We start from the raw sequence: 12,473 nt of genomic DNA on the forward strand, positions 1-12,473 counted from the left end.
TGAAGGCGTCTTGCCCTCTAACCCTGATCCGGGCGGTAGGCCCCCGGCGGGATCATGCCGACCACGTAGGCGAGGTGCAGCGCGTCGAGCTGGGCCCACAGCACGTTGCACTTGAAGCGGATGGCCTCGACGCACGCCTCCTGCAGCGCGCGCGTCGTGGCGTACTGCTTGACGAACCCGAGGGCGAAGGTGGCATCGCGCGGAGCTTCCGACAGCCGCCGCTTGAAATAGGCCATGACCTCTTCGTTGACGAAGTCGTAGTTGGCCAGCATGCCGGAGATGCGCTCGCGGTGGATCGAGGGCGCGAAGAGCTCGGTCAGCGAGGAGGCGGCCGCCACGACGAGCGGCTGCTCGACGACGAAACGCACATACGCTTCGACGGCGAAGCGTGTCGCGGGAAGCGCGCCGGTCATGCTCGTCACATAATCCCGGTCGAGGCCCAGGCAGTCGGTGAGCACCAGCCACCGCTCGAGGCCACCCTGCTCCTCCGGCAGCACGCCGTCATGATCCTGGATGCGGTGGATCCACTCGCGCCGAAGCGCACGGTCATGCGCGCGGCTCATGAAGGCCGCATCCTTGCGCGGGATCGCTTCCTGGTAGCAGTAGCGGTTCAAGGCCCACGCCGCGACCTGCCCCTTGTTCAGCTTTCCGCCGTGCAGAAGCTTATGGAACGGATGCAGATCGTGATAGCGCTCCGGCGCGACGGCGCGGATCTGCGCTTCGAACTCTGCCGGGCTCCAGGGCGCGCCGCCGGCGTCTATCTTTCTCGCAAACTCGTTCATCGGGGGACCTTTCCTCGGCTATCGCGCTGAGAGAAGCAGCGTCTCTAAAGCGAACCTTTGATTGGCCTCAAAGAGCGGGATCACGGCGTGTTCAAAGCATCGTGTGCGGAGCTAATGCATGGCGCCAACTCGCGGCCGGTGACGAGTATAGGCGGAGAAACTCCGTTGTCATCCGAGCCAGGCAGAGCCAGCACGCGAGAGGTGGTTGAGCTCCATCCTCGAACGCCGTGACGGCGTGGAACCGGAGCGGCCTTTCCGGCATCTGATTGAGCCGGGTCAATGCCGCCTCGCGACCGGCCGCTTAATCCAAGCTGGCAGCGTCGTGAGGTGGGGCACGGCGATTATCACTCTCCGCGTTTCTATCGAATGGAGAACCTCATGGCCGACATCCAAGTGTCCAAGCAGCCATCCCCTCCTCAGCACCGCGCACCCGACGTGTTCGATGCGCTGCAGAGTGAGATGAACCGCGTATTCCGCAGCTTCGATCGCAACTGGCCGCAATGGCCGAACCTGTTCCGCGGAGGCGCCTCCGAGGCCGCCCTTCCGAACATCGACGTGCGCGAGAACAGCAACGCGCTCACGATCGAAGCCGACCTTCCGGGCCTCGACGAGAAGGACGTCTCGGTAACGCTCGTCGACGGCGTACTCACCATCAGGGGGGAACGCAAGGACGAGCGCGAGGAGAAGAACGAGAATTATTATCTCAGCGAGCGCCGCTTCGGCAGCTTCGAGCGCTCGCTGCGTCTTCCCGAGAGCATTGACGAGGACAAGATCGAGGCCCGCTTCGACAAGGGCGTGTTGACGATCGTCGCTGAGAAGAGGCCCGAAGCGATGAAGGCCGAGAAGAAGATCGATATCAAGAAGGCCTGAGTGCCGCCCGATCGATCCGCGACATAAAAAAGGCCGTGGCTCGGCGCGGCCTTTTCGCGGCTCCTATCCAGTTCCGGGGAGGAGAGCCAGGCACGCCTCGCAACTTTGCGCCGGCCGTCCTATATTAAAGCCCGCAAACGCGGCCAGGAGGTGCCATGCGACCGAAGCGCGACGAGACGGTGATTGTCATCGATCGCCATGCCGAGGCCAATGCGCCGAGAGGCTGGCGGCGCTGGCTCGCGACCGCCGCAGGGTATCTCGTGTTCGCCCTGGTGGCGCTGATCGGGCTCGCACTGCTTCTCGGCTTGGCGATGACGTTCGCCATGGTGATGCTGGTCGCCATCCCCCTCGCCATCGTGCTCGCGGTAATCGCCTACGCAACAGGCTATCTCAAGGTCGATGTCCGGCGCGGCCGCTTCTGAGCGTGCGCCGTCAATGGCGCCACAATAGCTAACAGCCGTTCCCTACTCCGCTCGAATCCGAACGCCTTAAGGCGTCGGATGCTCCGGCATCTCGGGCATGTCCTCATGGCCGGCCTCGCCCGTGTCATGGGCGTCCTTCGGAGGCTCCGCCGGCGGCAGTTTGCCGATCCACGGAACGGCCTCGGACAGCACTTTGAGGAAGGCGCCGTCCAAAGCTGCCACTGCTGAAGGCGCATCGATCGCGGCCAGGGGCACGCTCTCGTGGAAGATGCGCGAGCCCTCGATCTTGCCCTCTGCGCTCACGAGCTTGATGGCGATCTCCACGTCGGCCCTAGGCTCAGGCTTGAGAACGACGGCGAACTGGCGGATCTCCGCCTGGAGTTGATCGCTCGGCTCGAGGGTGTCGAGCGGCCGCGTCACGGCGCCGATGCAGCCTGACCCTTCCAGGCTTTCGATGATCTTCGACTGGACGACGGACGGGATGTTGTCCGTGAACTGTGCCTTCTCGAATGGAAATTCCTCCGGCGGATCGCCCACGATCACGACCTTGTCCGAGTTGAACGCCATCGGCGACGCCGGCTCTGGGACGACGAGCAGCGCGCGCGTGGGCTCGGCGCACGCGGGCGCCGCAGAGAGTGCCGGCAGGTTATAGATGCCCGGTTTCCCCTTGCCGCCGCCGGCGAAGCGCTCGAGGCCGGCCAGGATCCCGTCGATGCGCTCCGAGTTGCGTGCGAGCACGCCGGCGAAGGTGCTGATGCCGGTGATGGCATCGTGCAGTGCCGCGCTATTGTCGTCGATCACCTTGTCGAGGCGGTTGAGCGTGGCGCGCGCCGACTGGGTGAGGCTCTGCGTGCTCTCGGGACTTGCCTGCAGAAGCGGCACGGCTTGGCCTTGCGCAGCCGTGAGCGGGGGAGCGCCCGCAGCCCCGCCCCGCAGCTCGATGATTGGCGCGCCGGTGAGGCCCTGGAAATCGACGTTGACGGTGGTGTCGGCGCGCACGGGAGCGGCGCGATCGACGGCCAGCGTGACGAGAACCTCCTTCGGCGCATCGGCGGAAAGCTCGATATCGGTCACTTCGCCCACGCGGATGCCGTTGAAGAGCACGCTCGAGCCCTTGAGAAGGCCAGAGATGGAGCTCTGGAAGCGGACCTGCAGCATCTGCCGGTCGCCCAGGCCGCCCGTGTTGTGCAGCCAGTAGACGAAGGCGAAAACCGCAAGCGTCGCAGCGAGCACGAAGGCTCCGACAAGGGTGTAACGGGCCTGTGTTTCCATCTTTCCCGCCTCACGGCTCCATGTTGGCAGAACGCGAATTGCGGGCCGCCGCGCGGCGGCCCCTGAAGTACGAGCGCACCCAGGGATGATCCGAGGCAAGCATGGTTTCGATCGAGCCGGTGGCGACGACGCGGCCGTCCGCCAGCGCGCCGACACGGTCGCAGATCGTGTGCAGGCTCTCGAGATCGTGGGTGATCATGAACACGGTGAGGCCGAGCGTCTCCTGAAGGGTCTTGATCAGGGCGTCGAAGTCGCCGGCCGCAATGGGGTCGAGACCCGAGGTGGGCTCATCGAGGAAGACGAGCCCCGGATCGAGCGCGAGAGCGCGGGCGAGCGCCACGCGCTTGGTCATGCCGCCCGAGAGCTCCGACGGCATCTTGTCGTGATCGGCCTTCCGGAGCCCCACCATATCGAGCTTGGCGGCGGCCATCTCGTCCATCAGGCGCTGAGGCAGATCGAGATATTCCCGCATCGGGAACTGCACGTTCTGGAGTGCTGTGAGAGAGGAGAACAGCGCGCCCTGCTGGAACAGGATGCCCCAGCGGCGCTCGACCTCGAGCCGCTCATGGCGCGTCGCGGTATCGAGCCGCGTGCCAAGCACCTCAATGGTGCCGGAGCGCCGCGGAATGAGACCGATGATGGTGCGGAGCAGAACCGATTTTCCGCTGCCTGAGCCGCCGACGAAGCCGAACACCTCGCCGCGCTTGACGTCGAACGAGACGCCATTGAGCACGATGCGCGGGCCAAAGCCCACCACCAGATCCCGGACGCTGATGATCGTTTCGTTCGTCATGGCCTACATGTCGACGGCGGCGAAGAAGACGGCGAACAATCCATCGAGCACGATAACCAGGAAGATGGATTTGACGACCGAAGCCGTCGTTTCGCGGCCGAGCGACTCGGCGCTGCCTTTGACCGCGAGGCCCTGCGTGCAGGCGACGGTGCCGATCACCAGTGCCATGAAGGGAGCCTTGATCATGCCGACTTCGAAATGGGTGAGCGAGACGGCTTCGCGCAGCCGCTCGATGTAGATATCCGGGCTCATGCCGCCGTAGGCCCAGGCGACGAGACCGCCCCCGTAGAGCGCGGCCATGGAGCCTAGGAAGGTCAGGATCGGCAGCGCGATGACGAGGGCGACGATGCGCGGCAGGATCAGCACCTCGACAGGATCGCGCCCCATGGTGCGCAGAGCGTCGATCTCCTCGCGCATCTTCATCGAGCCGATCTCGGCGGTGTAGGCGCTGCCTGAGCGGCCGGCGATCATGATGGCGACGATGAGGACGCCGATCTCGCGCAGCACCAGGATACCGACCATGTCCACGACATAGGCGTCGGCGCCGAACTTGCGGAAATGGAAGAAGCCTTGCTGGGCGATGATACAACCGATCAGGAACGTGATCAGGAGCATGATCGGCACCGCCTGCCATCCCACGCGGTCCAGATGGTGCACGGTGGAGGTGAGGCGGAAGCTGCGGGGATTGGCGATGAGGCGTGCGATGGAAAGCACGATCGCGCCGAGCATGGCGGCGAAGGTGATGAGCTCTTGGCCGAAGCGGGCGGTCGCACGGCCGAGTTCCGTCAAGGCATCGAGTGCGGGCCTGCGGCGGCGGACCTGGGCCGGCTCGCGCTCTGTGCTGCGGATTTCCTCGTAAAGCGGATGAAAGCGCTCGGGCAGACCTTCAAGGCGGGTCTGGCCGGGCAGGGCCTCGCGGGCACGCATCAGGCGCTCGATCAGCCAGGCTCCGTAGGTATCGAGCGCCGTAATGAGGCGCATGTCGATGGTCACGGCCTGGTCGGGCGGCGTTGCGCGCACCGTCTCGTCGATCAGCGCATCGAGGCTCCGAGCATGCTCGACCGTCCACGGCCCAGCTGCGGCAAGCTCGACGCCGCCCGCAGCAGAGCGGGCGATGAGAGAAGGGGGCGAACCCATCTAACCGTCCACCTTCGTTCTTGAGGCCGTCATTTGCGCGACAGGCTCACCGTGACGCTCTGGAGGGGAATACCTTGCGTGGCGATGGCCACGTTCTGCTTCGCCCGGTCGTAGGTGATTTTCATCGATCCCGCTACCCCGCCGGTTATGGCGAGCGAGAGCTGCTGGCCCGTGAGCTTGCCGGTGACGGAGCCGGAGGCATTGTAGGTCCGCTCCTCCCAGCTTCCGCTCAGCGCCCCTCCGTTCGAGCTCAGTTTCGAGCGCATCTCGATCTTGTTGGTCTTGCCCGCGCAACGGACGGCGATTCCGAGCTGCGAGCCGCCGCCGGTATAGTAGGCATCGCACTTCAGCCGCTCGCTGGTGCCGTCCTGTAGCCGGTATGTGCCGCTGCCGCCCCATGACCCGAGCAGAGGCTCGAAGGTGGGATCGGCGGCGCCAGGCGTTGTGAAGCCCGCAGCGGCGAGCACGGCTGCGAGCGGCAGGAGAAGGCGCCGGAGGGAAGGACGGGAGGGCTTCATGCGTGTCCTCGGTTTTTCGGTCGCGTCCGGGCGGCGTGGCTCCGGGGAGCGATCGGATCGCTTGGTTGAATTCTGACGCAGATACCAACGCGGCGACGGGTCCAAGAGACACCGTTTATGCGCGCCGCGCAACTCCGCAGCATGATGGAAAGAACCTGCCAAAAAAATGTCCGGTGGCGGACGGACGGCACGCGTGCCGGTCACCCGCGCCGATGCTGATGCATTTCCGAGCCGGCCGCCGCTCAATGTGAGGGCTCGGCACGGTCCGGCAAGGCGCGCGGCCACACGGGCTCTTGATATGCTCGTTGTCTTAATAACAGCTTGTTCGCGCGGGTTGTTTTGCTGTTTGCCGCGCAACCGGGACACGGCGAGTAACGGGACGGACGCCTGGTTTCACTCCATGACCGCCGGCTGGCATTCCGCCGCCACGGGCGCGCGCGCCGTTCGGCGGCCGCCACCCTTTCGCCGCACGCCTGCGAGTGCGATTTCCTCGGGCCGAACCGGGGCCGCGAACAGATAGCCCTGTCCTTGCGAGCAGCCGCTCGCAAGGAGAGTCGCACGCTGTTGCTCGCTTTCGATTCCTTCGGCCAGCACCTCGAGGCCGAGACAGCGCCCGAGTCCGATGATCGCCGTCACGATGGCGGCCGATGCCGGATCTGATCCGATGTCGGTCACGAAGCTGCCGTCGATCTTGAGCTTGTCCACCGGCAGTTTTTTGAGATAGGCGAGCGACGAATACCCGGTGCCGAAATCGTCCACGGCGAGCTTTACGCCAAGCGCCTTGAGCGCCCTGAGGGTGGCGAGCGTCGTTTCGTCGTGCCCCATCAGCGTCCCTTCGGTGATCTCGAGCTCGAGATGATGAGCATCGAGATCGGCCTTTTTGAGCGCGCGCGCCACGGAGGCGGCGAAGTCCGGGTGGCGGAACTGCCGGGCGGAGATGTTGACGGCGATCGGCGAAAGGTCGAGGCCGCTTTCCCGCCACTCTCTCATCTGAAGGCAGGCCCGCTCGAGCCCCCAGGTGCCGAGGGGAACGATGAGCCCCGTCTCTTCGGCGATCGGCAGGAAGTCCCCGGGCGAAATCATGCCTCGGGCCGGATCCTGCCAGCGGATCAGCGCTTCGATGCCGAACACGCGCCCGTCGTCAAGCGTCACCAGCGGCTGATAGTGGAGCACGAATTCGTTGCGCGCGAGCGCACGGCGCATTTGGCTGTCGAGCGCGAGGCGGTGGCTCGCTCTCTGCGTGAGGTCGGCCGAATAGAGCCGGTGGGTCGATCGCCCGGCTTCCTTGGCATGATAGAGCGCGGCCCCCGCATATTGGACAAGTTGCTCCGGGCTGGTGCTGTGCTGTGGAAACAGGCTCACCCCGAGGGAGGCGCTGATGCAGATTTCCTCGCCGGACGAGAGCACGAAAGGCTCGCTTAGGGACTGCATGAGGTGGGCCGCGGCCGTGCCGGCGCCGTCGGTACCAGTCCGCTCCAGGATGACGATGAACTCGTCGCCGCCGAACCGCGCCAGGAGATCGTAGGCATGCAGGGTTTCTTCGAAACGCTGCGTGACCATGGTCAGAAGCTCGTCCCCCGCATCGTGGCCGAGGCTGTCATTGACCAGGTTGAAATGATCGAGATCAATGAAGATCACGGCTCCCGTGGTGCCTTCGCGTACGGCCCGCGCCAGCGCCTCGTCGAGCTGGCGGTTGAGAAAGCGGCGGTTGGGAAGGCCGGTCAGCTCGTCGCGTTGGATGCGGTTATCGAGATACGGCTGCGAATTCCGGTTGCGGCTGAGATCGGTGCAGGTGGCAACGAAATGCGTTGGCCGCCCGCGCTTGTTCTTGATGCTGCCGACGGTGAGAAGGGCGCGGAAGGGTTCGCCGCTCTTGCGCTGCATCCAGATCTCGCCCTGCCAGGACCCCTTGGCAACGAGGGCCTGCCACATCTCCCGGTAGAAGGCTCCGTCGTGCAATCGGCATCGCAAGCTGCGCGCGCTTTGGCCGATGACCTCGCGCTTCGAGAACCCGGTGGTGGCGCAAAAAGCCGGATTCACGGTGACGATGTAGCCCCGTGTATCCGTGACGACGACCGATGCCTGCAGGGCGTCGAACGCGGCGTCCGCCAAGCCGGTATGCTTGGGCACGACAGTGCTCCTGCCGATGGCCCGCTTTTGCTGCCGGCTATTTTCGACGACCCTGGACACGAGCCTCTCCATCTCTTTCTTATTCTCGGCGGCCTGCGACATGTTCGCCCACATTTTCTATCCTCCGAGTTAATACGGGCTGTTCCTTTGTCCGCGTCGATGGTCAAAAATTGCGTGTAGACGGAGTATGTTGTGGCAACGCGCGGCCTGCAGGCGAGGGATAGAGATCCCTTGACCGTCCTTTGGAACTGTGCCGTAGGTCCCTTCTCGTCAGCGCGTATGCAGCGCGCTTCTGGAAGCGCGAGCCACGCCTTTGACCTTGCCGTTCACGATCACCTGCCGTCGGCCCTGGCTCGTGGCGTCGTTCGATGCGCCCCACGACATGCTCTCCTGGTCGCTCACGAAGCCGGGCTTTCAAGTGGCGCAGCGGGTCGCGTGGCTGGAGGTACGCAATGCCGACCTGCCGCCCGCCGAAGATCCGCTGCATGTCATCGCAAATCTCGTGGCGGACGCCGGTCTCGTCGATGCCGTCACGCTCATCACCTCGCGCGACATCACGCGCTATCATGTTGCGCGATCTGCCGTGGAGGGCGAAGTCGCGGTCTGCCTCGCAACGGTCGGTCTTTCGAACGGGGAGCGCGTCGGCCGGCGCTGCGCCGAGCCGGTGTGGCTGCCTGGAACCATCAACACGCTCGTACACGTATCGACGCCCTTGTCGCAGGCGGCGCTGATCGAGACGGTGTCCATCGTCGCTCAAGCGCGCACCGCCGCGCTTCTCGAAGCCGCCGTCCAACGGGCCGGTGTGGCGGTGACCGGCACCGGCACCGATTGCATCGTCGTGGCGGCGCCCGCATGTGGGGGCGAGGGAGCCCGCTTTGCCGGACTGCATACCGCGATCGGCGAAGCGGTCGGCGATGCGGTTTTCCGGGCCGTCAGCGAGGGCGCCCGCGTTTGGCAGGAGGATTTTGTGGCTCTCGGCGGTGACGCGCGCTCGGCCGCGGTGGCGGACTAGAGCCTGATCGTTTGAGGTGGATGCGGACACGCATTCACCGAAAACGTGAATCAGTCTCTTAAATAAAAACTTAGAGCGCGTTCACGTAGCACAATCCGATTCCGATAGGAGTGAACGCGCTCTAGCCGGGCGGCGTGCGAGATCCTCCTGGGGTAGCCCCTTGCAATCCATGCCATACTTCGGGCAGGCAAGGGAGCCGCGCCGGGCCTTAGTGAAACGCGAGCAGGCTCCCGGTGTTTGTTTTCTCGTACGTCTCCGATCGCTCAGCCATGCGTGGCACGTTCGCGGCCGGGCTTCATGGTTTCTGGGCGCTCTATTCTCGAGCCGTTCCGGTCTAAGTGGAAACGGGGAACGGCTCTAGGTTTTTGTTTCTTCGTGCTTCTCTTTGGACACTTTAACTTGCATGGCTCCGCCATGACCGGTTCTCACTTTTTCGGAAGCACTCTAGGGAGGATCAGCGCGAATGGCCGAGCGTGTGGTGCTGGTAACGGGGTCGCTGGCGGAGCCGCGTGTCAAGCGCGTGGCGGAGCAGGTGGCGAGCGACAAGCTCGAGCCTGTGGTCGCCAACGTCGGCGTGAAAGTCGCCGCGCTGATGACGGCGGATATCGTCGAGCGACGCCTGACGCTGCCCGAAGGCGCAGACCGCGTCGTCATGCCTGGCCGCTTCCGCGGCGATCTCGAGCGGCTCTCCGATTTCTTCGGCACCCGTTTCGAGCGCGGCCCGGACGAGGTTGCGGACCTTCCCGAATACCTCGGCCATGCCAAGGAGAAGATCGATCTCTCGCAGCACAACGTCACCATCTTCGCCGAGATCGTCGATGCAACTCTGATGACGCCGGAGGAGATCGTCACGCGCTCGCGCATGCTTCGCGCGGACGGCGCCGATGTCATCGATCTCGGCTGCCTGCCGGATAGCCCGTTCCCCCATCTTGAAGCGGCGATCGCGGCCCTTCATGCGGACGGCGCGCGGGTCAGCGTCGACAGCTTCAACTCGGAGGAGCTGTCGCGGGCGACGAAGGCGGGCGCGGATTTTCTGCTGAGCCTCTCGGAGAAGAACATCGCCATCGTCGACGAGGGACCGGCGGTGCCAATCCTGATCTCGGCCGGCGCCGCCGACATGGCCTCGCTCGACCGCGTGATCGACATCATGATCGCTAAGGGAAAGCCCTATTACGCCGATCCCATCCTCGATCCGATCCATTACGGCTTTGCGGCATCGATCGCGCGTTACGTGGACTTGCGCAACCGGCGGCCGGACGTGCCGATCCTGATGGGCATCGGCAATGTCACCGAGCTCACCGACGCGGATACGACGGGCATCAACGCACTTCTGATGGGATTGTGCTCGGAGCTCGACATTACCGCCGTTCTGGCCGTGCAGGTGAGCCCCCACTGCCGCACGGCGGTCCGCGAGTTCGACCGGGCGCGGCGCGAGTTCTTCGCAGCCAAAAAGGCTGGCGCCCTGCCACAGGGCTTCGGCGGCGGCCTCATGGCGCTCCGCGACCGGCGCGGCTTCGCCACCACCTCGGATGAGATTCGCACGCTGGCGACGCAGATCCGCGACGTGAACTATCGCATCGAGGTGGCCGAGGATGGCGTCCACATCTACAACAAGAACGGCCATCACGTGTCCGATGACCCATTCGATCTTTTCCCGCACCTCGACACGCGGGCCGACGCCGGCCATGCCTTCTACCTCGGCGTCGAGACGGCACGGGCCGAAATCGCCTACCGGCTCGGCAAGCGCTATTCGCAGGACGAGCCGCTCGAATTCGGCGTCGTCGCCGAAACCAAGGGCTCGGCCGACGACGCACATCTCCTGAACTTCAAGGACGCGGGCTCGACGTTTAAAAAGAAGAAAAGCGAACCTGCCGAGAACGACTGAGGCAGGGCCGCCGGCTCAGCCGTTCTACGCTCTCACGGAACCTCGCCACGCTACGGCGGCGTCACGGCGTGATCGCGACCTTCAGCACGCCGTCGCGCTGGTTCGCGAACAGATCGTACGCCTCCTCGATCTGATCGAGCCTATAGCGATGCGTCACGAGCCCGCCGAGATCGACCCGTCCCGAGGCGACGACATCCATCATCCGCCGCATGCGCTCCTTGCCGCCGGGGCAGAGCGTGGTGCGGATCGAGGTATCGGCGAGGCCCGCGGCGAACGCGTCGAGCGGGATCTTGAGATCCGTCGAATAGACCCCGAGGCTCGATAAAACGCCGCCGGGACGCAGCACGCGCAACGCAGCTTCGAACGTGCTCTGCGTGCCGAGCGCCTCGATGGCGACATCGACGCCGCGGCCATCTGTCAGGCGCAGGATCGCCTCGACCGGATCCTCTGTCTTGAAGTCGACGACGTGGCTGGCGCCGAGACGCTTCGCCATCTCGATGCGCGCCGGCACGGTTTCTACGGCGATGATCGAGGTGGCGCCCATCAGCTTTGCCCCGGCCGTGGCACAGAGGCCGATGGGGCCCTGGGCGAACACGGCGACTGCGTCGCCGATCTTCACACTGCCCGTCTCGGCACCGGAGAAGCCGGTCGACATGATGTCGGGACACATCAGCACCTGCTCGTCGGTGACGTTGTCGGGGATCGGCGCCAGGTTCGCCATGGCGTCCGGCACGCGGACATATTCAGCCTGGCAGCCGTCGATCGTGTTGCCGAATTTCCAGCCGCCGAGCGCCTTCCAGCCATGCCTCGTACCGGCGCCGTCTTGCGCGCCACACCCGCAGAGGCAGGCGTTGCTCCAGCCGGACGGCGTGATGGCGCCGGCGATGACGCGCTGGCCCTCGTGATAGCCGGTCACCGCGGAGCCGAGCTTCTCGATGACGCCGACCGGCTCGTGGCCGATGGTCAAGCCCTTCTCAACCGGATACTCGCCTTTCAGGATATGCACGTCGGTTCCGCAAATCGTGGTGGTGGTGATGCGGACCAGGGCGTCGTTCGGCCCAATCTCCGGAACCGGCTTGTCGTCGAGAACGATGCGCCCCGTCTCGACGAAGATCGCAGCCTTCATCTTCTGCGCCATGGCTCACCTCCATTCCGGTTTTCATCGGTCAGAATAAATGCTTAGCGCCTGCGCGGGGCAAGACCTTGATCCCCGACAACAGACCTGCGCAGGCGAGCTGGGTTTAATCGCCATCATCCTCGTCGCATGGCACGGGATATTCGATGGCGGGATCGATGCAGTCCTCCTCCTGGACCGTTGCGCGCGCGGGCAAGCCTGCCATCCGCGACAGAGCGGCGAGGGCAAGCAGCGCCGTGGCAAGCAGAGTAGCGAGCTTCATGCAGCCTTCCGGTGAAGTCCCCATGGGTAACGATTTTTAACCCGCACGGTTGCGCTGAGGAATGCCCGCGCTCCTCGCCGTCTCTATCATGGGCACGCCAGTGCATCGTGGCGCAGGACTGGCCTACCTCGAGAACGAGCCGGTTTCGAAAGTGCGCAGGACACGCTCTACGGCGAGCGCTACGTATGCGTGGGCGAGCCGCGGGGCCATGCGCCGTCCATCGCATGGGCCGACGCCGTCGGCGCGGACCTCTGT

The 12,473-nt window shown here is 64.9% G+C and carries 12 protein-coding genes; 4 read left to right on the forward strand and 8 right to left on the reverse strand.

Annotation, left to right across the window (positions count from 1 at the left end; translation table 11 throughout):
* Positions 1-17: 17 nt before the first annotated feature.
* Positions 18-782 (reverse strand): pyrroloquinoline-quinone synthase PqqC, encoded by a 765-nt coding sequence (pqqC, locus tag V7P99_RS08700; RefSeq protein WP_333794412.1) that lies wholly within the window; start codon positions 780-782, stop codon positions 18-20.
* A 378-nt stretch (positions 783-1,160) separates the two neighbouring features.
* Between pqqC and V7P99_RS08705 the strand changes: the two genes are divergently transcribed.
* Together V7P99_RS08705 and V7P99_RS08710 are read left to right on the forward strand one after the other, a co-directional pair.
* Positions 1,161-1,652 carry an Hsp20/alpha crystallin family protein gene (locus tag V7P99_RS08705; protein WP_333794413.1) on the forward strand — a complete coding sequence of 164 codons (492 nt, stop codon included), beginning with the start codon at positions 1,161-1,163 and terminating at the stop codon, positions 1,650-1,652.
* A 155-nt stretch (positions 1,653-1,807) separates the two neighbouring features.
* Positions 1,808-2,074, forward strand: a complete 267-nt coding sequence (locus V7P99_RS08710; RefSeq protein WP_333794414.1) for a hypothetical protein — start codon at positions 1,808-1,810, stop codon at positions 2,072-2,074.
* Between the two features lie 66 nt (positions 2,075-2,140).
* Here V7P99_RS08710 and V7P99_RS08715 read toward each other — a convergent pair whose 3' ends face one another.
* The 5 genes from V7P99_RS08715 to V7P99_RS08735 all read right to left on the reverse strand — a co-directional run bounded on the left by V7P99_RS08715 (position 2,141) and on the right by V7P99_RS08735 (position 7,924).
* Positions 2,141-3,346 (reverse strand): ABC-type transport auxiliary lipoprotein family protein, encoded by a 1,206-nt coding sequence (locus V7P99_RS08715; protein WP_333794415.1) that lies wholly within the window; start codon positions 3,344-3,346, stop codon positions 2,141-2,143.
* A gap of 10 nt (positions 3,347-3,356) precedes the next feature.
* The gene (locus tag V7P99_RS08720; protein WP_333794416.1) at positions 3,357-4,139 is read right to left on the reverse strand and encodes an ABC transporter ATP-binding protein; all 783 of its coding nucleotides are present in this window, start codon (positions 4,137-4,139) and stop codon (positions 3,357-3,359) included.
* A 3-nt stretch (positions 4,140-4,142) separates the two neighbouring features.
* Complete coding sequence (locus V7P99_RS08725; RefSeq protein ID WP_333794417.1) at positions 4,143-5,276, reverse strand: MlaE family ABC transporter permease; 1,134 nt, start codon at positions 5,274-5,276, stop codon at positions 4,143-4,145.
* 29 nt (positions 5,277-5,305) lie between these two features.
* Positions 5,306-5,794: a hypothetical protein gene (locus tag V7P99_RS08730; RefSeq protein ID WP_333794418.1), complete on the reverse strand. Its 489-nt coding sequence runs from the start codon at positions 5,792-5,794 to the stop codon at positions 5,306-5,308.
* Positions 5,795-6,187: 393 nt separating this feature from the next.
* On the reverse strand, positions 6,188-7,924 hold the full coding sequence (locus tag V7P99_RS08735) for a putative bifunctional diguanylate cyclase/phosphodiesterase (protein ID WP_333794419.1): 1,737 nt from the start codon (positions 7,922-7,924) through the stop codon (positions 6,188-6,190).
* Between the two features lie 313 nt (positions 7,925-8,237).
* On the opposite strand from V7P99_RS08735, the gene V7P99_RS08740 reads away from it, so the two are divergent.
* Together V7P99_RS08740 and V7P99_RS08745 are read left to right on the forward strand one after the other, a co-directional pair.
* Positions 8,238-8,936: an adenosylcobinamide amidohydrolase gene (locus V7P99_RS08740; RefSeq protein ID WP_333794420.1), complete on the forward strand. Its 699-nt coding sequence runs from the start codon at positions 8,238-8,240 to the stop codon at positions 8,934-8,936.
* 463 nt (positions 8,937-9,399) lie between these two features.
* Positions 9,400-10,821, forward strand: a complete 1,422-nt coding sequence (locus V7P99_RS08745) for a DUF6513 domain-containing protein (RefSeq protein ID WP_333794421.1) — start codon at positions 9,400-9,402, stop codon at positions 10,819-10,821.
* 61 nt (positions 10,822-10,882) lie between these two features.
* Here the strand turns inward: V7P99_RS08745 and V7P99_RS08750 are convergent, their stop codons facing one another.
* Both V7P99_RS08750 and V7P99_RS08755 read right to left on the reverse strand, forming a co-directional pair.
* Entirely contained in the window at positions 10,883-11,959 is a 1,077-nt protein-coding gene (locus V7P99_RS08750) for an NAD(P)-dependent alcohol dehydrogenase (protein WP_333794422.1), read from the reverse strand.
* A gap of 103 nt (positions 11,960-12,062) precedes the next feature.
* Complete coding sequence (locus V7P99_RS08755) at positions 12,063-12,218, reverse strand: hypothetical protein (RefSeq protein WP_333794423.1); 156 nt, start codon at positions 12,216-12,218, stop codon at positions 12,063-12,065.
* Between the last annotated feature and the right edge of the window lie 255 nt (positions 12,219-12,473).

The sequence above is a fragment of the Hyphomicrobium sp. genome (assembly GCF_036780825.1).
Classification (GTDB): Bacteria; Pseudomonadota; Alphaproteobacteria; order Rhizobiales; family Hyphomicrobiaceae; genus Hyphomicrobium_C.